Genomic DNA, 21,428 nt, shown 5'->3' with positions numbered 1-21,428 from the left:
ATGAATTCAAAAGTAAAGTTCCAGTTGTCCGCCATGATGTTTTTGGAGTTCTTCATTTGGGGCGGCTGGTTTGTTACCTTAGGTCCTTTTTTGGGCAATAATTTGAATGCTTCCGGAGCCGAGACGGCAATGGCATATTCCACACAATCCTGGGGGGCAATAATTGCACCTTTTATTATTGGACTGATCGCAGATCGTTTTTTTAATGCGGAGCGAATTTTAGGAGTACTGCATCTAGTTGGTGCTGGACTGATGCACCTGATGTACGGCTCGGAAAACTTTGCAGTGTTCTACCCTTATGTTTTGGGCTACATGATTTTGTATATGCCCACTTTGGCTTTGGTGAACTCTGTGGCGTTTAACCAAATGAAGAACCCGTCCAAAGAATTCCCTTTGGTAAGGGTGTTTGGTACTGCAGGTTGGATTTTGGCTGGCTGGATCATCAGTTTGGCTTTCCAATGGGATTCCATAGAAAACATTGAGGCCGGTTTCTTGAAGAACACCTTCTTGATGGTATCCATAGCCTCAGTTGTATTGGGCATTTTCAGTTTCACATTGCCCAAAACACCGCCCACCGTTAGTAAGGATGACAAAAGGAGCATTGGACAATTGTTGGGCTTGGACGCCCTCAAACTCTTAAAGGACAAAAACTTTTTGGTCTTCTTTATTTCCTCCATCTTAATTTGTATCCCTTTGGCATTTTACTATCAGCACATAGGTACTTTCCTAACAGAATCCAATGTGGAGAATTCCACGGCATGGGCTTCCTTAGGTCAATTTTCCGAAATTTTCTTTATGCTACTCTTGCCCTTCTTTTTCAAAAAGTATGGGTTTAAGAAAACCATATTGGTAGGTATGCTGGCATGGACCCTGAGATATGTTCTATTCAGCTTTGGAGATTCAGGAGAGTTATTTTTTATGCTGGTACTCGGAATTGCACTGCATGGAATCTGTTATGATTTCTTCTTTGTATCTGGGCAGATTTATACCGATTCAAAAGCCGGGGAAAAATATAAGAGTGCCGCTCAAGGATTGATTACGCTGGCCACTTATGGGGTAGGGATGCTAATCGGCTTTTGGGTAGCAGGAAAGATATATGATGAATTTGTCCAAATTGATGGAACCGCTTTATGGGAAAAAGTATGGATTTACCCTGCTATTTTTGCCTTGGCAGTATTTGTTGTCTTCGCACTTTTGTTCAAAAATGAAAAAATAGAATATAAAACCTAAAAACAACCAAATAGAATAACCATGGAAAATATAAACAAGAATAGGCTTTTTCTGGCCTCATGTGTATCCTTGATAGTGACAGCCATGACCTTTGCCCTAAGGGCAGGTATTATGGGTGAACTAAATGTCGAATTTGGATTTAATGATACCCAATTGGGATGGATGAACTCCATGGCATTTTATGGCTTTCCAGTTTCCATGATCATTGGGGGTCTTATTTATCCTAAAATAGGACCTAAACCTATCCTTTGGGTGGCCTTTATTTGCCACTTGCTAGGTTTAATATTAACGATAACTTCGAAAAGTTTTGTTCCGCTTCTCGTTTCAACCTTCTTCATTGGTTTGGCCAACGGTGCAGTAGAGGCTGCATGTAATCCGTTGATTGCAGATATGTACACCACGAACCGAACCACCATGCTGAACAAGTTCCATGTTTGGTTCCCTGGAGGAATTGTAATTGGGGCTTTATTGGGAGAGCTAATGGGAAATATGGGGCTTTCATGGCAGATTCAAATTGCCATCATGATCGTACCTACCTTGATTTACGGATACCTCATTTTGGGTCAAAAATTCCCCAAAGCTGAGAATATTGAAGCCAACATCAGTAAGAATGTAAAATCCATGTTTACCCCCTTATTTATTTTCATGCTCATTTGTATGGGCTTGACGGCAACTACTGAATTGGGTACTGGCCAGTTCATCGAAAGACTGCTGGGACAAGCAGGCGCACCTCCGCTTATCATTTTGGCCATTGTAACAGGATTGATGGCCGTGGGTAGATATTTCGCCGGCCCTATTGTTCACAAGTTTAACCCTATTGGAGTGCTTTTTGGATCGGCTATCATAGCTTCCATAGCCCTGTTTATGCTTTCAAGTGCAACTGGAGCCATGGTGTATGTAGCTGCCATATTGTTTTCAGTGGGAGTGATGTACTTCTGGCCAACCATGATTGGATTCGTTAGTGAGTATAATCACAAAACAGGTGCCTTGGGAATGTCAATTATAGGAGGATTCGGAATGCTTATCACCGGAATATCCCTCCCGAAAATTGGACAGATGTTGGATCAACAAAGAACCCAAGCCTTGGATTCCGGAGTCTCTGCTGAAGCTGCAGATTTAGTGGCAGGTCAGGCAACCCTTGGAAATATTATGTGGCTTCCCGTAATATTAATTGGGCTTTTCGGAATTTTGTTTCTAATGCGTAAGAAGCTCGAAGAACTAAGATTGAAACAAGAACACTAAATCATAAATATAATATCAATGCCAAAAAAAATTAGACTAGGAATTATTGGAGGTGGAGGAGATTCCCTCATTGGAGTGTTGCATAGAGTAGCCTCATTTATCAATGACAATTATGAAATAGTAGGGGCGGTTTTCAATCCGGACTTTGAGCAAAATTTGGCTTTTGCAAAAGAGATTGATGTGCCAACCAATCGTATTTATAAAGATTTTGACACTCTGGTAGCGGAAGAATTGAAACTTCCGGAGGATGAGCGCATTCAGGTTTGCTCTGTTCTTACTCCCAATTTCTTGCATTTCCCAATGGCTAAAAAACTGTTGGAAAATGGATTTCATGTCATTTGTGAAAAACCGATGACCATGGATTATGAGGAAGCAAAAACCCTTCAAGAAGTTCATGAGAAATCTGGAAAGGTGTTTGCCCTGACCCATACCTATACAGGCTATCCTATGGTGCGCCAGATGCGTGAAATGATCAAAGCCGGGGCATTGGGAAAAATCCATAAAGTGGATGCACGGTATTACCAAGGATGGATCAATACTGTTATCCACGACCCAGAAAAGCGGAAAACCGTATGGCGTTTGGATCCAGCCAAAGCTGGAATAAGTTCCTGTATTGGGGATATCGGAGTTCATGCATCCAATCTGATAGAATACACAACCGGGCTAAAGATCAAGTCCGTTCTGTGCGATTTCAATTATCTCTATGACGACAACCTAATGGACGTGGATGGTACGGTGTTAATCCGGATGGACAAACATGTAAAAGGAGTAGTTCGGGCGAGCCAAGTGGCGACAGGAGAGGAAAATGGATTGGCCATCGCCATTTATGGAGAAAAAGGAGCCTTTAGATGGGAGCAGGAAAAGCCCAACTTCCTGTATAAAATGAGCGATACAGAACCGCTACAAGTGTACAAACCTGGACATGCTTATAATTCAGAACTTTCCTTAAATGCCTCAAAGATACCTGCAGGGCATCCAGAAGGTATTTTCGATTCCATGGCCAATATTTATCTAGGAGCGGCCAGGGCCATTCGTGGAGAAGACTACAATGATGGGGAGTTCCCTACCATGAGAGATGGAGTTCGAGGAATGAACTTTATTGAAAGTACGGTAGCTTCCCATAAACAAGGTAATGTTTGGGTAGAATTGGATTAGGGATTAACCCCAACCCATAACAAGAATACTTAATGGCCGCTTTTTGCGGCCATTATCTTTGAAAGACCTTTTCAAAACGCTCAAAAACCACGATCATACTTTCTCGAGGTGTACGGCTGAATTCAGAGAGCTCCCGTGTATAATAATCCCAATGGGTTTTTTGCCAATGTTCCAAACTTTTGTCACCCTCCCCTTCCAAACGCGCGTGCTCTGCATGGATAGCAAAGTAAGGAACCAATTTCACAGAGGTGGTTCTTATCACGCATTTCGCTTTTCCGGCCCAGTCTGTAACCACGGCAAAGTCTCCAATTTTCGGCAGGGTTTCCTTCCTGTATTGAAGCCCCAACAAGGAATGTGAGGTGGCACGCTTAATGTCTTTGCAGACCAATTCGGCACACGTATTGGAATCCTTTTCGTTGTCGCAAAAATGAATTACCCTCGGTGCATCTTCGTCGGCGAATTCCAGATGGGCGTCCAGAAAATCGCCCCATAAGTTTCTAGCAGAAGAATTTTCCATAGTAGGTATTTAAGAAAATTTATTTTGTTTAAACTGTTCTGCTGCATGATTTGCAGCCCTGGCCGTAAAGGCCATATAGGTCAATGATGGATTTACACAGCTTGCAGAGCTCATAAAAGCCCCATCTGTTACATAAACATTGGGCACACTGTGAACTTGGTTGTGTTTGTTCAATACCGATGTTTTTGGGTTGTGGCCCATAGGTGCACCACCCATCTCATGGATGCCAAGACCTGGTCCCGTTTCATTCTCGTAAGGCTCAACATCTCGGAAACCGGCCACTTTCAACATGGCAACTGCTTCTTCCTTGATGGTTTCTCGCATTTTAAGCTCATTCTCCTTGAACTCCACATCAAAATCCAATTGGGGTAATCCCCATTGATCCTTTTTGTCCTTGCTCAGAGTCACCCTGTTGTCAGGATACGGAAGCATTTCTCCAAAACCTGTCATGCCTATTTGCCATCCTCCGGGTTTTAAAATAGCTTGTTTAAGAGAAGGGCCATAACCCATTTCGGCTACCATTTCGGACCAATTATTTCTTCCTGCCCCACCTTGATAACCAAAACCGCGCAAGAATCCTTCGCGTTTGGTTTTGGCATCCAAATTGACAAATCGGGGAATATAAAAACCATTGGGCCTTCTACCTTTATAGTACTTATCCAAATGACCATCTACCTTTGCATAAGCACCTAATTGGTAATGGTGATCCATAATATTTCGACCTACCTGGTCATAGTTGTTTCCCATCCCATTGGGGAATGTTTTGGATTTGGATTGCAACAAAATCCCAACCGAGGCCATGGCAGAAGCACAGAGGAAGACTATTTTACCTTTAAATTCCAGTTTCTCTTGGGTTTCCGAATCAATCACCCGTACACCAGTGGCCATCTTTTTGCTCTCATCGTAGATAACTTCATGCACAATGGAATTGGGACGCAGGGTCATATTTCCGGTACGCTCAGCGGCTGGTAGAGTGGATGAATTACTGCTAAAGTATCCTCCAAAAGGACAGCCCCGCCAACATCGATTTCTATATTGACAAACAGTACGACCTTCAAATTGAGCGGTCTTATCTGTAATATGGGCAACTCTTCCAATAGTCAACAGCCTATCATCTTCAAAGCCGGTTTTCATGGATGCTTGAAGCTCCTTTTCCACACAATTCAGTTCCATGGGGGGTTGAAATTTACCATCTGGTAACTGTTTGAGGCCTAAATTTTGCCCACTTACCCCTATATAGGTTTCCACCTTGTCATACCAAGGGGAAATATCTTTGTACCTCACAGGCCAGTCCACCCCGTGTCCATCTTTCTTATTGGCTTCAAAATCGATGTCGCTCCAGCGATAGCTCTGCTTGCCCCAGGTTATAGATCTACCGCCCACATGGTAGCCCCTGATCCAGTCGAAACGCTTGGTTTCTTGATAGGGATGCTCCAAATCGTTCACAAAAAAATGTTTGACGTCATCCTTGGGGGCCCAGCCCACACGAAGTTGCTTGGGGTATTTTTTCTTGTCTTCCAAGGAAAGTTCACCATTATAGGGCATGTCCCAGGCATCCCAGTTCATAGTCTTGTAATCCTCAATATGCTTGACCATGGGGCCTCGTTCCAGCACAAGGGTCTTAAGTCCGTTTTCGCAAAGCTCCTTGGCCGCCCAACCTCCAGTGATTCCGGTTCCTACCACTATGGCGTCATAAACCACATTTTCGTTCACAATTGTGCTGTTTTTATTGTTGGCTAATCCCTATATTTATAACTTCTGCCACGGAAGATAAAAACATCCTTGGTTTTTTCTTAAAAATAGGAGATAAATCATAAAAAATTAACGAACAAACAATTCTTAGCAAAGTATTTTAAATGAAAACTATTAAAGGACCTGCAGTATTTCTAGCTCAATTTGTGGATGACCAAGCCCCGTTCAATTCCTTGGACGGATTGTGTAAATGGGCATCAGATTTGGGTTACAAAGGGGTTCAAATTCCCACTTGGGTACCCTTCTTGATTGATTTGGATAAAGCTGCAGAAAGCCAAGCCTATTGTGATGAACTTAAGGGTAAAATCAACTCCTACGGTTTGGAAATCACGGAACTTTCCACCCATTTGCAAGGACAGTTGGTGGCGGTGCATCCGGCCTATGATATTATGTTCGATAATTTTGCGCCAGATGCGGTAAAAAACAACCCAAAGGCTAGAACCGAATGGGCCGTGGAGACGGTAAAAAAAGCGGCAACGGCAAGTAGAAGGCTGGGAATTAAGGCCCACGCTACATTCTCGGGAGCGTTACTATGGCATACCTGGCATCCTTGGCCACAAAGACCTCCGGGTTTGGTGGAGTTGGGTTTTGAGGAACTGGCCAAAAGATGGATGCCCATTTTAAATCACTTTGATGAGGAAGGTGTTGATGTGTGTTATGAGATTCATCCAGGAGAGGATTTGCACGACGGGGACACTTTTGAGCGCTTTTTGGAAGCCACTGGAAACCATAAACGGGTAAATATTCTATACGATCCAAGCCATTTTGTTTTGCAACAGTTGGATTACATCACCTACATTGACCATTACCACGAATTCATCAAATCTTTCCACGTTAAGGATTCAGAGTTCAATCCAACCGGAAAGAAAGGTGCCTTTGGAGGTTACAACGACTGGGGCGACCGCGCAGGAAGATACCGTTCGTTGGGAGATGGTCAAATCGACTTCAAGACCATCTTTTCCAAACTAACGCAATACGGTTGCGATGTTTGGGCGGTAATGGAATGGGAATGCGTTATAAAAAGTCCGGAACAAGGGGCCCGTGAGGGGGCAATATTCATTCAGGATCATATTATAGATGCCACCACCAAAACCTTTGATGATTTTGCAGGTGCAGCAACAGATAAAGAAAAACTTAAAAGAATATTGGGATTATGAAAAAATTGACCTTGTTGGCCCTGGTGGCCGTGCTCTTTGCATGTAAGGAGAAAGCCAAAGACGAACCCAAGGAAGAAACACCACAGGAAACCGAAACACAAATGGACAAGGAAGATGACGGATGGGTTACCTTATTTGATGGTTCCTCCTTTAACGGATGGCACTTATATAATTCGGGAGAAATTGACGAGCCTTGGAAATTGGAAGATGGGAACATGGTGTTTTACCCACCCGAGGAAAGAGAGGAAGGAGAATACTACAATATTGTCACAGACAAGGATTTCACCAATTTTGTGTTGTCTTTGGAGTGGAAGATTTCTGAAGGGGGCAACAGTGGCATTTTTTGGGGGATTTATGAAAGTAGTGAATATGGACAACCGTATTTAACCGGGCCCGAAATCCAGGTTTTGGATGATGAAAGACATCCCGATGCCAAAAATGGGACCACCCACCAAGCGGGATCCCTTTATGATATGATTGCACCTTCCAAAAAAACGGTTAAGCCTGCCGGGGAATGGAATCATGTTGAGTTGATGATCAACCATGAGACAAATAATGGACATGTGATGCTCAATGGAGAAAAAATTGTAGAGTTCCCTGTGCATGGCGATGAATGGGATGCCATGGTTGCGGATTCCAAGTTTGCAGGCTGGGAAGGATTTGGAGCCTATAAAACCGGAAAAATTGGATTGCAGGATCACAAAGATATCGTGTCCTACAGAAACATTAAAATCAAAGAGCTTTAGTATGCCCTTAAAATCTTATGTATTAGCCTTGTCAATTCTTTTGATGGCAAGCTCCGTATTTGGCCAAGTTAATGGACCTACCCAACCAGAAGCAACAGAAACTTACGAACCAGTACCTCCAAGGGTTACTCCTGGATTGGATGGTGCACCGCCTAGTGATGCCATAGTGCTTTTCAATGGGAAGGATTTTGATCAGTGGATCAGTACTTCTGACAGCACGTCGGTGAATTGGCATTTGAACAAAGACGGCAGCATGACAGTCAAGGATAAAACGGGAAACATTCAGACCAAACAAAGTTTTGGGAGCATACAGCTTCATATTGAATGGAGATCTCCAAAGGAGGTTCAAATGTCAGGACAAAACCGAGCCAATAGTGGCGTCTTCCTTCAAGGGCTTTATGAGGTACAGGTGTTGGATAACAACGACAATGGCACTTATGTGAATGGGCAGGTAGGATCCATCTACAAGCAATCGGTTCCCTTGGCCATGGCCTCAGTGCCATCTGGGGAATGGAACAGCTATGATATTATCTACCACGCCCCAAAATTCAGTAGGGGTGGAAACATAGTTAGCCCTGCCACTATTACCGTATTACATAATGGCGTTTTGATCCAGGATCATTTTGAGATTGAAGGCCCTTCTGAATATATTGGTTGGCCGCAATACAAATCACATGGAAAGCGACCCCTGATGCTACAGGACCATAGGGACAATAGTAGGGTAAGCTATAGAAATATCTGGGTTCGGGAACTGGACTAGGATATCAAAACCATTGTTTTCTTGGAAAGAGGCCAAATCCAATTTTGGTTACCTTTGCCAAAATTTAATCATCCCATATGATTCAATCCATGACCGGTTTTGGAAAGCATGTTGTGCAACTTCCTTCCAAAAAAGTAACCATCGAGATCAAATCCCTCAACAGTAAAAATCTGGATATCAATGCCAGAATTCCGCAATCGTATAGGGAAAAAGAACTGGAACTAAGAAAGATGATTGCAGATGTTCTTGTTCGCGGCAAGGTTGATTTGGGACTTTATGTTGAAATCACGGGAGAGGAGACCACGGCAGAGGTTAACCAAGGAGTGGTTAAGAAATACATGCAACAATTGTCCAATATTACCGAAGGTGACGACCTTAAATTGTTGGAACTTGCCCTAAGAATGCCCGATACGCTAAAAACAGAAAAGAACGATATTGACCCGGCAGAGTATGAGGAAATTGTCAAGGCGATGAAACAAGCGCTGTCCGAAATATCCAAATTTCGAAGTGAGGAAGGCAAAGTATTGGAACAAGATTTTTTGTCCCGATTGGACGGCTTGAATCAGTTATTGCAAAAGGTAAGGGAAATGGATCCCGAACGATTGAACACGGTAAGGGAACGTTTGGAAAAGGCCGTGGCCGATTTGACCGTTGAGGTCGATGCCAATCGCTTTGAGCAGGAATTGATCTACTACCTGGAGAAGTATGATATTACCGAAGAAAAAGTACGACTGGACAATCATTTAAAATATTTTGAGACTACCTTAAAATCCAATGACTCCAATGGCAAAAAGCTAGGATTTATTGCCCAGGAAATAGGTCGGGAAATCAATACCATTGGTTCCAAGGCCAATTATGCACCCATGCAACAACTAGTGGTGCAAATGAAGGATGAATTGGAAAAGATCAAGGAACAAATGTTGAATGTGCTATGAAAAAAGGAGGGAAGCTCATTATCTTTTCAGCCCCTTCGGGCAGTGGAAAAACCACCATTGTTAGACATCTTTTGGAACAACCTGAACTCAATTTGGCCTTTTCGGTTTCGGCGACATCCAGACCTCAAAGAGGGGAGGAGCGGGATGGAATCAATTATTACTTTATGTCCATTCCAGAGTTTAAAAAGCATATTAAAAATGGCGATTTCCTAGAATGGGAAGAAGTGTACCGAGATAATTTCTATGGTACTTTGAACAGTGAGGTGGAGCGATTATGGGCCGAAGGGAAAAATGTGATTTTTGATATTGATGTGGTTGGAGGACTCCGAATCAAAAAGAAGTTTCCAGAAGAAACTTTAGCGGTTTTTGTAAAACCACCAAGTGTTGATGAACTTAAGATTCGCCTTAAAAAGCGAAGCACTGAAAGTGAGGACAAGATAAATATGCGTGTGGCCAAAGCTTCGGTAGAATTGGCCACGGCCCCACAGTTTGACAAGGTGATCAAGAACTATGACCTTGACGTGGCATTTCAAGAATCCCACAAGCTGGTAGCGGAATTTGTTGGAGCAGAAATTCCTGATTTCGAGGAAAAATAGCAAGATGAAACAGGTAGGACTTTACTTTGGTACGTTCAACCCCATTCATATAGGCCATTTGGTCATTGCAAATCATATGGTGGAGTTTTCCAACTTGGATGAGGTTTGGTTTGTAATTACCCCGCAAAGTCCGTTTAAGGCCAAGCAAACGCTGTTGGATGACCATCACAGATATCAGATGGTTTATGAAGCGGTTCAGGATTATCCAAAGTTGAAACCCAGTAAAATTGAATTCAACCTACCACAACCCAACTATACGGTCAATACATTGGTTCATCTGGACGAACAGTTTGGAAAGGAATATCAGTTTTCCCTGATTATGGGAGAGGATAATCTTAAGAGTTTCCACAAATGGAAAAATTATGGGACCATATTGGAAAATCATTCCATTTATGTGTATCCCAGAATTTCGGAAAGTACTTTGGAACACCAATTTAAGGATCATCCAAAAATTCATAGGGTGAATGCCCCTATTATGGAAATCTCCTCCACCTTTATTCGCAAATCACATAAGGAAGGGAAAAGTATTAGAGCCTTGCTTCCCGAAGCGGTTTGGAAGTATATGGATGAGATGAATTTTTATCGATAGTCTATTCGGTCTTGTTGGACAGGATATCCGTCCCTAGATATTTATCATCCTTGTTGTAGTACCACGCTCTGGTTTTGGGCATTTTTATGCCGTTGACCCCCTCCAAACCTTGTAGTAAAATGTACTCTCCATCACCCTTGGATTCATCATGATAAAATTGATAGACCACCATAGCGTAGGTTTCAGGGTCAAAATAGAAATACCAGACATCGTTGCCCACACCCTCTTCGTAGCTTACCTTTAAAACCAGATATTCCTTCCCCTTGAAGGTTTTAGTTTGGACTTTGCTGTCCAGCACAGCACCAGGATCTTTGATCTTCATGGGTAGTCCATAGAGGTAGGTGTAATAATCCCGCATGATTTTTCCACGATCACAGGTCAAACGAAATTCTTTCCGTTGCTCCTCGGATATTTCGGAACTGCCATTTAAAGTGGTGGTGCATTGCTGTTTTTCAAACTTGAAACCAAATTGGTTCCCATTTTGTTCCACCATCAACCCAAATTGTTGCTTTGGAACATTTAGTGCAATTACACTGGTGCGATCCTCTGACTTTGGGGTTTCCATGCGCACCACAAACTCGCTGTTAAAAGTGGACCATTGCCCGTTTGGGTCATGAAAATTAATGGTTCTTTCCAGCAATTCATCAGCAGATAGGGCTGTTTGGGCCTGAAGGACATTGCAGATGAGCAAAGTCAGTATAAAAGTAAGATAACGCATGCCGGCAAGTTAATTAAATTACTCGGAACCGGGGATACGGGCAGGCTCCACAGAACTGTCGTGTTCCACAAAGTAGAGTTCCAAAAGCTCATAGATAACTTCTATTAAATCCTTGCTCTCGGTCAATAGGGAAAAGTAAAGTGTCGTGTTCTTGGGACTAGACTCTTCTGTTCTTGTTCTTGATATCTGACGGGCTATCTTGTCCGACACCAAATTGAAGAGTTCCTTACGAGTTTCCAAAACGCTTTGGATATCCTCAAAGGATCGATTTTCAAATATTTTATACCCTTGCTCAAAAAGTGAATCAATCTTATAATCAAGTTCTTTTAGCTCCTTGATTTGATTGTATTTTAACTTTTTGTGGTTGTTGTTCACATGTTTATGGCTCACTTTACCGATGTACTCCAGGGATTGGGACATATCCGTTAAGTGGGTCAAGGTATTGATGTAAAAATTACTTGCCCCTACATTAGCCTCATCCAGATTCTTGATAAAGAAGAAAAGATGATTTCTTAGATCCTCTATTTCAGATGAAAGTTTGGCGCCCTGTTTCTTGTTTTTCTTTAAAAGCTCCAAATCCTGTTTAGCCAATCCATTTATGGAATTGGTATAAATCTTATTCGTTCTTTTGATTACATTGGCGATGTTACTGGCACTTTCCTCAATGACCCCTTGAATGGAACTGCTTTCTGCCCTTCGTAGACTATCTTCCGCTTTGATCACCTTGTTTTTTCTGTTATGGGACAAGTAGTTGCGCAGCAGGATTACGGCCGCAAAAAGTAGTAGAACAATCAGAGCTACAAATTTGCCCAAGTGCAGGATATAGGCGATTATGGCTGCTGCCACAAATGCACTGAGCGCGGTAAAGAACCAACCTCCAATCACATTCAAAACCCCTGCAACCCTATACACGGCACTTTCCGCTCCCCATGCACGGTCTGCCAAAGAGGTCCCCATGGCCACCATAAAAGTCACATAAGTTGTTGACAAAGGAAGTTTCATGGATGTGGCAATGGAAATCAAAACACTGGCCACCATAAGATTCACGGAAGCCCTGATAAGATCAAAGGCAGGTTGATCTTGTACCTTGGTTTTTGGTACATAAATATTGGGAAGCACAAATTGTTTATCCACCCTTTTTTGTATGGATGGAGGAACGACCTTACCTAAGTTGGAAAAGGCCGTAATACTAAACTTTACCAATTGTCTTGAAAGATAATTGGGTTGGAAGCGCTCTTCACCCTCATCCTGTCTGGAAAGGTCCACACTGGTTTTGACAACGCTTTTGGCTTTGGAAGAAAACCAAAGGGTGATTACCATGATGCCTCCGGACAATAGCAAAAGCAAGGTGGGTGTCTGAACCGCAGCCGACAGACCACGCATGTTAAACTCACTAGGTGCAATCCCAGAAATTTGCCAATCTTGAAATGACTGTAATGCGGCAATTGGAACACCGATAAAATTGACAAGATCGTTCCCTGCAAAAGCCATGGCCAATGCAAAAGTCCCAAAAGCAATTACGATTTTGTAGATGTTCCATCTTAGAAAAACAGCCAAGATATAGGAGATGAAACTCCAGATGATGATGTTTGCCAAGATGAACAAAAAAGGCTGTTCGGCCACGAAGGTCGAAACGGAATCATTGAACAGGGCAGCACTTTTCAAACCCTTTACCAAAATGAAATATATGATGGCGGAGATGGCCAATCCGCCATAAATGGACTCTACCCATTTCGGTTTCGACTTAAAATCAAATGAGATCAAGAGCCGTGATATAAATTGAATAATAGCTCCTATGGTAAAGGCTATAAAGACCGATAAAAGTATTCCGAAAATAATCTGTGCGGCTTTATCCGTGTTGATGTATGCGCCCAAATCAGAGAAGGTCCCATCCACTTTGATGATTTTCACCAAGGAAATGGCAACGGAGGCTCCCAAGAGTTCAAAAACAATGGAAACCGTGGTAGAAGTAGGCATTCCCAGGGTGTTGAAAAAATCCAGCAGCAGTATGTCCGTGATCATGACCGCCATGAATATGAACATGATTTCTTCAAAGACAAATTCACCCGGATTGAAGATTCCCTTTCTGGCTACTTCCATCATTCCGCTAGATGACATTGCACCAAAAGCTATACCAACACTTGCAATGATCATAATGGTCTTGAAGGATATGGCCTTGGACCCGATTGCGGAGTTTAAGAAGTTAACGGCATCATTGCTGACACCCACTACCAAATCGGTAATTGCCAAGATTCCCAAAGCAATAACCATGAAAATATAGATGTTCTCCCCCATCAAAAAAGAAATATGGCAAAAATGCCATTATAAATTCGAAATCAAGTTACCAAAGTGTTACCAAATCACGTAACAAATCATGCAAATATATGGGCTTTTCCGAGTTGTGCTATGTCTTTTGACATATCTTCGTCCAAAACTAAATCACCTATGGATTGGGAACAATTATTGTCTCTAAAACGGCAAGGAGATACCCATAAAAGATTGCGAAAGGAGCAAAATGAAACCCGGTTGGGTTTTGAGGTGGATTATGATCGAATTATTTTCTCCTCGGCATTCCGAAGTCTCCAAGACAAGACCCAAGTTGTTCCCATGCCCATAAGTGTTGGATCTAAAAAGGCTTTTGTACATACAAGGCTGACCCATAGTCTAGAGGTTTCCGTGGTGGGACGAAGTTTGGGCCGAGTGGCCGGACAACAAATCTTGGCCAAAAACCCTTATTTGACGGAGATTCATGGATATCAATTCAATGATTTTGGAGCTATTGTGGCTGCTGCTGCATTGGCCCATGATATTGGGAATCCACCATTTGGACACAGTGGTGAAAAATCTATTGGTAATTTCTTTGCGCAAGGGAATGGAAAAGCCTTCAAAAGCTATTTGACGGACAATGAATATCAGGATTTGGTGGATTTTGAAGGCAATGCCAACGGATTCAAATTGCTTACGGAATCCAAAGAAGGTATTCCAGGAGGTTTGCGATTAAGCTATGGTTCTTTAGGTGCTTTTATGAAATACCCCAAAGGATCACTGCCCAAAAAACCCTCAAAGCATATCGCTGACAAGAAGTTTGGTTTCTTTCAATCCGAAAAGGACATTTTTTTGGAGGTGGTGGAAGAAATTGGATTGGTTAAAAACCCCAGCCATCCTGATATAGGTTTCTTTAGACATCCTTTGACCTATTTGGTAGAGGCGGCGGATGATATTTGTTATACCATCATCGACTTTGAAGATGGGATCAATCTAGGTCTTATTCCGGAGGAATATGCTTTGGAATATCTCATTAATTTGGTGAAGGACAATATCAATACCAAGAAATACAATGCCATAGCAAGTTCAAGCGACCGGTTGAGTTATTTGCGGGCCTTGGCCATCAATACCCTGATCAGGGATGCGGTTGAGGTCTTTGACAGATATTCCGATGAAATCATGACCGGCGGCTTTGCGTCTGCCTTGTTGGACAAGGGAAAGTACCAGGCCCAGGTAGATGACATCATCAAATTGAGTGTTGAAAAAGTTTATCAATCCCAAGAAGTCATAGACAAGGAATTGGCGGGGTATCGGATTATTTCGGATATATTGGATATCTACACCACGTCCCTGCTCAATATCAAGAATGGCAAAGGAACCAATTATGATAAATTGTTGGTCAAAAGTCTTCCGGAAAATTACAGCAACACGGATGCATCGGTCTATAAAATCCTCTTGGACACAAGTTGCTATGTGGCCAGTTTATCGGATAGTGCGGCTGTACACTTGCACAACAAACTTATGGGGAAAGAGTTTTAGAAGGCATAATTGAGTCCAACCCCCAACAATTGTTTGAATTGGATTCTAGGAATTCCCGGGTCTATAATGTTTCCATCGGCATCTGCCACCTCATCAAACTTTATGTCGTCATCAAAAATCAAGTGTGTTCCAATATTGGCTTTGATAAATTTATTGACCGTGAGATTAAAGTTGAGTTCCCAATCCACATCAACATTGCCAAAACTTTCAATATAGTCACTATACAGACTAAGTCGATGATTCATCAGCACATTTTTCAATATTTCCGTTTCCCACGAATTGGTCACTAAAAAACCAAATTCCATAAAGATGTGTTCGTCTGCCTCTACTCCAAAAACACCCTGGCTGGATAGTTCTTCGTCCAGGACAAAGGTTGCCTTTTGGGTAATAGGGGAAATATACAGATTAAATTTCTTCCCATCAGGAATATAGGAGGTTCCAGCTCCAAGGAATAAGTAACCGGGTGCCATAAAACGGGAAATGGGGTTGGTCCTATCGGGATATTTGTAACCATTGGAAAACTGCGTGTTAAAGTTGGCCTTCACAGAATAGTACCAATTGGTTATGGTATCCTTTCTAAAACCAAAGGTTGAAGCGATCCGAATTTGATCATCCGTTTTTCGAAGCTGTCGTCCTTCTTGGGCATTTAGACCATAGCGCAGCCGCAGATCATTGTTCCAAGTAAGGTATCTGAACTTGTAATTCCGGGTAAATCTTGCATTGGCCAAAGCCGAAACCGAATTGTCACCACCCGCATTCCAGTTTACAAAGGCCACTTCATTTAAGTTAATGCCCAGTTCATTGGTTTTTTTCCAAAAGGACTGGGGGACAAATTTTTTGTACTTCTTAAGCAAAGGCTTTACGCGGTTCAATGGTGTTCTTGGGTCTGTCAGTCGGGCCGCCCTGGTAAGATATTTCAATTTGACATCCTTGATTTTTACCACCTGAAAACCAGGTTCAACGGAGTCTTTCTCGAAAACATTTAAAGGATTTACCTGTGCACTGATGGAATAGGATACTGCAAAGAAAAGAAACAGTAAAAGGGTTGATCGCATTTTGGATTAGGTTGATTTTATATAAGAAAAAATTGCATCAAAATCTATACCAGCCATGGTATGTGTTTCGGAAATTGTTCCATGTTCAACAAAGTTATCAGGTATGCCGAAAATCTTAACTGGATTTTTAAAATTTTCTTGATTGGCAAATTCGAGAATGGCAGAACCAAACCCACCCATTTTGCATCCGTCTTCCACTGTAATGATACGGTCATACGTCTGAAAGACGTGCTTCAGCAATTTGTGATCCAATGGTTTGACGAAACGCATATCGTAATGGCCAATTTCATTCGGATTATCCAGTTTTTCCAGCAATTGTGGAACTCGATTTCCTATATGTCCAATGGTGAGGATGGCAATTCTGGAACCCTCTTGTAAACAGCGTGCTTTGCCTAATACAATGGGTTCAAACTGGTTTTTCCACTCCAGATTGACACCTCTTCCCCTAGGGTAGCGTATGGCTATGGGCCCTGTTGTTCCTTGCTGAACGGTGAACATTATATTCCGGAGTTCCATCTCGTTCATGGGAGAAAAAATAGTGAGATTGGGAATGCACCTTAAATAGGCCAGATCAAAAACCCCGTGATGGGTAGGACCATCCTGACCCACCAATCCAGCACGATCCAAAAAGAACACAACCGGAAGGTTTTGCAGAGCAACATCGTGAATAACCTGGTCGTAGGCGCGTTGTAAAAAGGTGGAGTAGATATTGCAGAATGGAATCAATCCTTGAGTGGCCATTCCAGCTGCCAAGGTGACGGCATGCTGCTCTGCAATACCCACGTCAAAAGCCCTATCTGGAATTTCGTCCATCATGAATTTCAAAGAACTTCCCGAGGGCATCGCTGGTGTAATTCCTACAATCCTTTCATTTTTCCTTGCCAGTTCCACAAGGGTCTGTCCAAAAACATCTTGGTATTTTGGGGGTTGTTCTTCCCCGGTTTTATGGATACGTTCCCCGGTAAATTTGTCAAACTTTCCCGGAGCATGGTACACCACCTGGTTTTCTTCAGCCTTTTTTAGACCTTTCCCTTTTGTGGTAATGACGTGCAATAGTTTTGGCCCTGGAACATTTTTTAATAGCTCCAATACCGCGATCAATGCATGGATATCATGGCCGTCCAGTGGGCCGGAATAATTCAAATTAAGACATTCAAAGATATTTTCATCTTTGGCCGTTCCCTTCTTTACATTGGTCAAGTATTTTTTTAATGCACCCACACTTGGGTCAATTCCAATGGCATTGTCATTCAGTACAATAAGAGCATTGGTATTGGATACACCCAGATGATTCAAGCCTTCAAAAGCCATACCGCTGGCAATGGAGGCATCTCCGACCACGGCAATATGCTGTTTGGAATAATCACCTTGAAGCTTTGAGGCCATGGCCATTCCCAATATGGCAGAAATAGCGGTAGAGCTGTGCCCAGTGCCAAAATCATCATATTCGCTTTCACTTCTTTTGGGAAAACCGCTAATCCCATCCTTCTGCCTGTTGGTGTCAAAGATTTCTTTTCTGCCGGTCAATATTTTATGGCCATAGGCTTGATGTCCCACATCCCAAATTAGTTTGTCATTGGGCGTATCAAAAACATAATGTAGCGCAATGGTGAGTTCCACAACCCCAAGGCTGGCACCTAAGTGCCCCTCTTTGGTGGCCACAATATCTATAATGAATTCCCGAAGTTCTTGCGCGAGAAGGGGCAACTCTGATGCGGACAGCTTTTTGAGGTCTTTTGGGGAATTGATATGTGATAAAAGTTTTTTCAAGGAAACAAAAAACAAAAGTACCCATATTCCTCAAATTGAATTTATGCTTAGCTTAGCCATCTTATAAAAGATTGCAAACAAATGGTGGAAAATCCGTTCGACGATAACTATTTTATGAAGAAGGCACTGCAAGAGGCCCAAATTGCCTTTGAAAATGGAGAAGTTCCGGTAGGGGCTGTAGTTGCGGTCAACAATAGGATTATTGGACGTGCTCACAACCTAACAGAACGCCTTAAGGACGTTACTGCTCATGCCGAAATGCAGGCCATCACCGCTGCTTCCAATTTTTTGGGCGGGAAATATCTACACGGCTGTACCTTATATGTGACTTTGGAACCCTGTCAAATGTGCGCTGGAGCCTTGTATTGGAGTCAGGTATCCAGAGTGGTATATGGCGCTCCCGATTTGGAACGGGGATTTAAAGTGATGGGAGGCCATATGCATCCCAAAACCGAGGTTGTTGGAGGAATTTTGGAGCATGAGTCTTCTGAAATGCTTAAACGGTTTTTTATTCAACGGCGGAATTTGAATTAACTTTTTATATCTCTCACCCGATAATTATGTAAGAAAAAGATTACATATATTTGATATTCTAACGTATAAAATATTGAATATGAAATTTTACATGACCTTAGTTTTGGGTTTAACAATGGTCTTCTTTTCAAGCGCTCAGGAAAAGTGGACGTTTGAGCAAGGACTGAATACTGCAAAAATGTACTGCCATAGTTCAGAAGCGATGCGGGTAGGAGAACAACATGCTGATGAATGGCGAAGTAAAGGGCAAATAGATTATGCCAAAGGAATCATGGACGGTATTGCGCGATGTAAATCCGGCGAAAGCCCCATCAAAAAAAAGGGAGCTAGAGAAGGTTGTAGAAAACCAGCAGTCTGTTCCAAAATAGATAAGAAAAATAATGCTGCCTTATACGCTGCACTATGTTCTTGCCCAACTGATGACAAGGACAAGGGTGAACAATAGATTTTGGCACAAAAAAAGCCCTGATACTATCAGGGCTTTGTCAAATCAAAATAAAATATTGTTATCCGATTACCTGCACTTGTGCAGCAACCACTCCTTTTCTTCCTTCTTCTTCTTGGTATTCTACTTTGTCGCCTTCGTTCAATTCCACTCCGTTCAATGCGGTAACATGAACAAAAATGTCTTTTCCTGTGTCGTCGTTAGTAATGAACCCATAACCTTTGGATCCATTAAAAAATTTTACTGTGCCAGTCATTAAAATAAATAATTGTTAAAGTACTAATGTAGTTTATTTTAATTTGCTTTGGATGATTTCAAGTTTAAATCTTAAGAAAATTATTGATTTTCAGTCTTTTTTTCCTCGTTTGACTGCATCTTTTTAATGTTCTCTTTGGTCAACATATAATCCTTCATCTGCTTACCCTTGCTTGCTTTTAGCAAGAAAAGAGGCATGGCCACCAAAAATAGTCCAGCAGTTCCGGCACCAATAAATTTATTGGCTTTTCGGGTATTTTCTTCTTTGATGGTAAAACCATAGATGATGGAACCAAAGGAAGCGAATACCGCAATAAGGGTAATATATTTTAGTTTGAATTTCATCGGGTGTAATTGATCAATTTTCTTCGATAGGCGGTCAAGAGCTTTGATTTTGAAATAAAACCGACATATTTTCCATCCTTAATCACCGGAAGGTTCCAGGCGCCACTGTCCTGAAATTTTCGCATCACCTGTTTCATGTTGTCCGAATTGTAAAATATATGTTCCGGCGGGGCATGCATCAGATTTTTGACATAGACCGTGTCATAAAGCTTTTTATCAAACATAAATTCACGGATGTCATCCAAAACTATAATGCCCATTAACTTTTGGTTCTCGTTCAATACAGGAAATATGTTGCGTTTGGATTTGGAAACGGATTCATGCAACATTTGCCCCAAGGACATTTCTGGATGTACCGATTTAAAGTTTGTCTCGATGACATCATCCATTTCCATCAAACCCAAGACCATTTGATCTTTGTTGTGGGTGAGCAGGGCGCCAATTTTAGCCAATTCTTTGGTGTAAATGGTGTAATCCAGTGCGTTTTTGGTAATGAGATAGGAAATGGAGGCGGTAATCATCAATGGCACAAAAAGTTGATACCCGCCTGTTATTTCCGCAATCAAGAATATGGCGGTCAGTGGAGCATGGATAACCCCGGCAATCAAGCCGGCCATTCCAATAAGTGTGAAATTACTCTCTGAAACATCGAAGCCCAACCCTAGATTGTTGATGACCTTGGCCACCACGTTTCCCAGAGCACTTCCCATAACCATAGTTGGAATGAAAATTCCCCCGGCACCTCCGGCGGCAAAGGTGGTAGTCATAGCAATGGCCTTGAAAATGGTAATACCAAACAAAAGGGCTATAACCACCCAAATATTGTGGGTGTAGGCATCAAAAGGGGTTTTGCCCAAGGCTTCAATATGATCTCCGTCCAAGAGGTTGTTTATAAAACCAAAACCTTCACCATACAAGGGCGGAATGGCATAAAGCATGATTCCAATGGCCAAACCACCAACCAAAAGCTTGTATTTCGGACTTTTGAAACGTTTAAAAAACTCCAGGATGGCAAAGTACATTTTGGTAAAGTAGATGGAAGCAAAAGCGGTTCCTACGCCCAATAATATGTAAAAGAAAGTGTCTTTAAGTTCAAACCCCTCAGATAATGAGAAACTAAAAAGGACTTCGTTGCCCAAAAAGAAATAGGAGGTAAGCACTCCGGAAATAGAAGCCAAAAGCAAGGGCAGCATGGATAGCATGGTAAGGTCAAGGGTAAACACCTCCACCGCAAAAATTATGGCAGCAATGGGCGATTGAAAAATGGAAGAAATGGCTCCTGCGGAAGCACAGGCTACCAGAAGGGAACGGGTCTTCGCATCAATATGGAATAACCTACTGAGATTGGAGCTAATGGCAGCTCCAGACTTGACAGCTGGCCCCAATAACCCTACAGAACCTCCAAAACCCACCGTTAATGGTGCCGCGATCAAAGGGGTATATATGTTTTTGGCTTTTAGCAGCCCTCCTTTTTTTGAAAGTGAAAAAATAATGGAAGATACAGCATGTTGTATGGGTTTTTTATGCACAAACTTCACATACAGATACACCAAGGTCAGCCCAAAAACCGGTAAGATAAAGTAGAGTTGATTTTCGGAAATAACAATACCTCCTTCCAAGAGTGCCTGAATAAAGTAGGTGATATTTTTTAAGGAGACTGCTGCCAATCCAGCCGTAAACCCAACCACCACGCTCATAATATGAACAAAGGTTTTGTTGGAGATATTTTTATACCGCCATTTGAGAAATCGGGTGAGGAGATTTTTCTTTTTGTTGGGCATTGAATGCAACTGTACTTAAAAGTATTAAAAATCCCGCTCAGC

21 protein-coding genes are annotated in these 21,428 nt (G+C 42.2%); 12 read left to right on the top strand and 9 right to left on the bottom strand.

Features of this window, described 5'->3' with window-relative positions; all coding sequences use genetic code 11:
- The 3 genes from FGG15_RS11845 to FGG15_RS11835 are packed head-to-tail and all read left to right on the top strand — an operon-like array spanning position 1 to position 3,627.
- Complete coding sequence (locus FGG15_RS11845) at positions 1–1,230, top strand: MFS transporter (protein WP_138836463.1); 1,230 nt, start codon at positions 1–3, stop codon at positions 1,228–1,230.
- Positions 1,231–1,251: 21 nt separating this feature from the next.
- The gene (locus FGG15_RS11840) at positions 1,252–2,472 is read left to right on the top strand and encodes an MFS transporter (RefSeq protein ID WP_138836461.1); all 1,221 of its coding nucleotides are present in this window, start codon (positions 1,252–1,254) and stop codon (positions 2,470–2,472) included.
- Positions 2,473–2,490: 18 nt separating this feature from the next.
- Positions 2,491–3,627, top strand: a complete 1,137-nt coding sequence (locus FGG15_RS11835; protein ID WP_138836459.1) for a Gfo/Idh/MocA family protein — start codon at positions 2,491–2,493, stop codon at positions 3,625–3,627.
- Between the two features lie 52 nt (positions 3,628–3,679).
- Here the strand turns inward: FGG15_RS11835 and FGG15_RS11830 are convergent, their stop codons facing one another.
- On the bottom strand, positions 3,680–4,144 hold the full coding sequence (locus FGG15_RS11830; RefSeq protein WP_138836457.1) for an ASCH domain-containing protein: 465 nt from the start codon (positions 4,142–4,144) through the stop codon (positions 3,680–3,682).
- Positions 4,145–4,153: 9 nt separating this feature from the next.
- Positions 4,154–5,857 (bottom strand): GMC oxidoreductase, encoded by a 1,704-nt coding sequence (locus FGG15_RS11825; RefSeq protein WP_138836455.1) that lies wholly within the window; start codon positions 5,855–5,857, stop codon positions 4,154–4,156.
- A gap of 143 nt (positions 5,858–6,000) precedes the next feature.
- Between FGG15_RS11825 and FGG15_RS11820 the strand changes: the two genes are divergently transcribed.
- The 6 genes from FGG15_RS11820 (at position 6,001) to nadD (ending at position 10,679) form a co-directional block, all read left to right on the top strand.
- Positions 6,001–7,053, top strand: coding sequence for a sugar phosphate isomerase/epimerase family protein (locus FGG15_RS11820; RefSeq protein ID WP_138836453.1), 1,053 nt, complete (start codon positions 6,001–6,003; stop codon positions 7,051–7,053).
- Complete coding sequence (locus FGG15_RS11815) at positions 7,050–7,799, top strand: 3-keto-disaccharide hydrolase (protein ID WP_138836452.1); 750 nt, start codon at positions 7,050–7,052, stop codon at positions 7,797–7,799. The genes FGG15_RS11820 and FGG15_RS11815 overlap by 4 nt, the downstream gene beginning before the upstream one ends.
- A gap of 43 nt (positions 7,800–7,842) precedes the next feature.
- Entirely contained in the window at positions 7,843–8,559 is a 717-nt protein-coding gene (locus FGG15_RS11810) for a 3-keto-disaccharide hydrolase (RefSeq protein WP_237561813.1), read from the top strand.
- 77 nt (positions 8,560–8,636) lie between these two features.
- Complete coding sequence (locus FGG15_RS11805; RefSeq protein ID WP_138836448.1) at positions 8,637–9,494, top strand: YicC/YloC family endoribonuclease; 858 nt, start codon at positions 8,637–8,639, stop codon at positions 9,492–9,494.
- Positions 9,491–10,090 carry a guanylate kinase gene (gene gmk, locus FGG15_RS11800; protein WP_138836446.1) on the top strand — a complete coding sequence of 200 codons (600 nt, stop codon included), beginning with the start codon at positions 9,491–9,493 and terminating at the stop codon, positions 10,088–10,090. Before FGG15_RS11805 ends, gmk begins: the two co-directional genes overlap by 4 nt.
- A 4-nt stretch (positions 10,091–10,094) precedes the next feature.
- Positions 10,095–10,679: a nicotinate (nicotinamide) nucleotide adenylyltransferase gene (gene nadD / locus FGG15_RS11795; protein WP_138836444.1), complete on the top strand. Its 585-nt coding sequence runs from the start codon at positions 10,095–10,097 to the stop codon at positions 10,677–10,679.
- 1 nt (position 10,680) lies between these two features.
- On the opposite strand, the gene FGG15_RS11790 is transcribed toward nadD, so the two are convergent.
- Positions 10,681–11,397 (bottom strand): DUF6503 family protein, encoded by a 717-nt coding sequence (locus FGG15_RS11790; protein ID WP_138836442.1) that lies wholly within the window; start codon positions 11,395–11,397, stop codon positions 10,681–10,683.
- A gap of 18 nt (positions 11,398–11,415) precedes the next feature.
- Positions 11,416–13,692: an inorganic phosphate transporter gene (locus FGG15_RS11785; RefSeq protein ID WP_138836440.1), complete on the bottom strand. Its 2,277-nt coding sequence runs from the start codon at positions 13,690–13,692 to the stop codon at positions 11,416–11,418.
- A 150-nt stretch (positions 13,693–13,842) separates the two neighbouring features.
- On the opposite strand from FGG15_RS11785, the gene dgt reads away from it, so the two are divergent.
- On the top strand, positions 13,843–15,201 hold the full coding sequence (dgt, locus tag FGG15_RS11780) for a dGTP triphosphohydrolase (RefSeq protein ID WP_138836438.1): 1,359 nt from the start codon (positions 13,843–13,845) through the stop codon (positions 15,199–15,201).
- Here dgt and FGG15_RS11775 read toward each other — a convergent pair.
- Together FGG15_RS11775 and dxs are read right to left on the bottom strand one after the other, a co-directional pair.
- Positions 15,198–16,256: a DUF3078 domain-containing protein gene (locus FGG15_RS11775; protein ID WP_138836436.1), complete on the bottom strand. Its 1,059-nt coding sequence runs from the start codon at positions 16,254–16,256 to the stop codon at positions 15,198–15,200. The two genes, dgt and FGG15_RS11775, sit on opposite strands and share 4 nt — an antisense overlap.
- A gap of 6 nt (positions 16,257–16,262) precedes the next feature.
- Positions 16,263–18,026, bottom strand: coding sequence for a 1-deoxy-D-xylulose-5-phosphate synthase (gene dxs / locus FGG15_RS11770; RefSeq protein WP_138836434.1), 1,764 nt, complete (start codon positions 18,024–18,026; stop codon positions 16,263–16,265).
- Positions 18,027–18,107: 81 nt separating this feature from the next.
- On the opposite strand from dxs, the gene FGG15_RS11765 reads away from it, so the two are divergent.
- The gene (locus tag FGG15_RS11765; protein WP_417936041.1) at positions 18,108–18,560 is read left to right on the top strand and encodes a nucleoside deaminase; all 453 of its coding nucleotides are present in this window, start codon (positions 18,108–18,110) and stop codon (positions 18,558–18,560) included.
- Between the two features lie 79 nt (positions 18,561–18,639).
- Positions 18,640–19,005, top strand: coding sequence for a hypothetical protein (locus FGG15_RS11760; RefSeq protein WP_138836432.1), 366 nt, complete (start codon positions 18,640–18,642; stop codon positions 19,003–19,005).
- A gap of 61 nt (positions 19,006–19,066) precedes the next feature.
- On the opposite strand, the gene FGG15_RS11755 is transcribed toward FGG15_RS11760, so the two are convergent.
- From FGG15_RS11755 to FGG15_RS11745, 3 genes are all read right to left on the bottom strand, one after another.
- Positions 19,067–19,261 (bottom strand): cold-shock protein, encoded by a 195-nt coding sequence (locus tag FGG15_RS11755; RefSeq protein WP_138836430.1) that lies wholly within the window; start codon positions 19,259–19,261, stop codon positions 19,067–19,069.
- A gap of 80 nt (positions 19,262–19,341) precedes the next feature.
- Entirely contained in the window at positions 19,342–19,605 is a 264-nt protein-coding gene (locus FGG15_RS11750; protein WP_138836428.1) for a hypothetical protein, read from the bottom strand.
- A complete protein-coding gene (locus FGG15_RS11745) occupies positions 19,602–21,386 on the bottom strand; it encodes a chloride channel protein (protein ID WP_138836426.1) in 1,785 nt (594 codons plus the stop codon). The genes FGG15_RS11750 and FGG15_RS11745 overlap by 4 nt, the downstream gene beginning before the upstream one ends.
- Between the last annotated feature and the right edge of the window lie 42 nt (positions 21,387–21,428).

It is taken from the genome of Flagellimonas algicola (assembly GCF_005937185.1).
Lineage (GTDB): Bacteria > Bacteroidota > Bacteroidia > Flavobacteriales > Flavobacteriaceae > Flagellimonas > Flagellimonas algicola.
Note: the sequence above shows the minus strand (reverse complement) of the source record. Positions and strands in the feature narration are given on the sequence as shown.

Bases quoted from the DNA above. Each gene is read 5' to 3' on its own strand.
- FGG15_RS11845 (WP_138836463.1), top strand. From the start codon at position 1: ATGAATTCAAAAGTAAAGTTCCAGTTGTCCGCCATGATGTTTTTGGAG.
- FGG15_RS11840 (WP_138836461.1), top strand. From the start codon at position 1,252: ATGGAAAATATAAACAAGAATAGGCTTTTTCTGGCCTCATGTGTATCC.
- FGG15_RS11835 (WP_138836459.1), top strand. From the start codon at position 2,491: ATGCCAAAAAAAATTAGACTAGGAATTATTGGAGGTGGAGGAGATTCC.
- FGG15_RS11830 (WP_138836457.1), bottom strand. From the start codon at position 4,144: ATGGAAAATTCTTCTGCTAGAAACTTATGGGGCGATTTTCTGGACGCC.
- FGG15_RS11820 (WP_138836453.1), top strand. From the start codon at position 6,001: ATGAAAACTATTAAAGGACCTGCAGTATTTCTAGCTCAATTTGTGGAT.
- FGG15_RS11815 (WP_138836452.1), top strand. From the start codon at position 7,050: ATGAAAAAATTGACCTTGTTGGCCCTGGTGGCCGTGCTCTTTGCATGT.
- FGG15_RS11810 (WP_237561813.1), top strand. From the start codon at position 7,843: ATGGCAAGCTCCGTATTTGGCCAAGTTAATGGACCTACCCAACCAGAA.
- FGG15_RS11805 (WP_138836448.1), top strand. From the start codon at position 8,637: ATGATTCAATCCATGACCGGTTTTGGAAAGCATGTTGTGCAACTTCCT.
- gmk (WP_138836446.1), top strand. From the start codon at position 9,491: ATGAAAAAAGGAGGGAAGCTCATTATCTTTTCAGCCCCTTCGGGCAGT.
- nadD (WP_138836444.1), top strand. From the start codon at position 10,095: ATGAAACAGGTAGGACTTTACTTTGGTACGTTCAACCCCATTCATATA.
- FGG15_RS11790 (WP_138836442.1), bottom strand. From the start codon at position 11,397: ATGCGTTATCTTACTTTTATACTGACTTTGCTCATCTGCAATGTCCTT.
- FGG15_RS11785 (WP_138836440.1), bottom strand. From the start codon at position 13,692: ATGGGGGAGAACATCTATATTTTCATGGTTATTGCTTTGGGAATCTTG.
- dgt (WP_138836438.1), top strand. From the start codon at position 13,843: ATGGATTGGGAACAATTATTGTCTCTAAAACGGCAAGGAGATACCCAT.
- FGG15_RS11775 (WP_138836436.1), bottom strand. From the start codon at position 16,256: ATGCGATCAACCCTTTTACTGTTTCTTTTCTTTGCAGTATCCTATTCC.
- FGG15_RS11765 (WP_417936041.1), top strand. From the start codon at position 18,108: ATGGTGGAAAATCCGTTCGACGATAACTATTTTATGAAGAAGGCACTG.
- FGG15_RS11760 (WP_138836432.1), top strand. From the start codon at position 18,640: ATGAAATTTTACATGACCTTAGTTTTGGGTTTAACAATGGTCTTCTTT.
- FGG15_RS11755 (WP_138836430.1), bottom strand. From the start codon at position 19,261: ATGACTGGCACAGTAAAATTTTTTAATGGATCCAAAGGTTATGGGTTC.
- FGG15_RS11750 (WP_138836428.1), bottom strand. From the start codon at position 19,605: ATGAAATTCAAACTAAAATATATTACCCTTATTGCGGTATTCGCTTCC.
- FGG15_RS11745 (WP_138836426.1), bottom strand. From the start codon at position 21,386: ATGCCCAACAAAAAGAAAAATCTCCTCACCCGATTTCTCAAATGGCGG.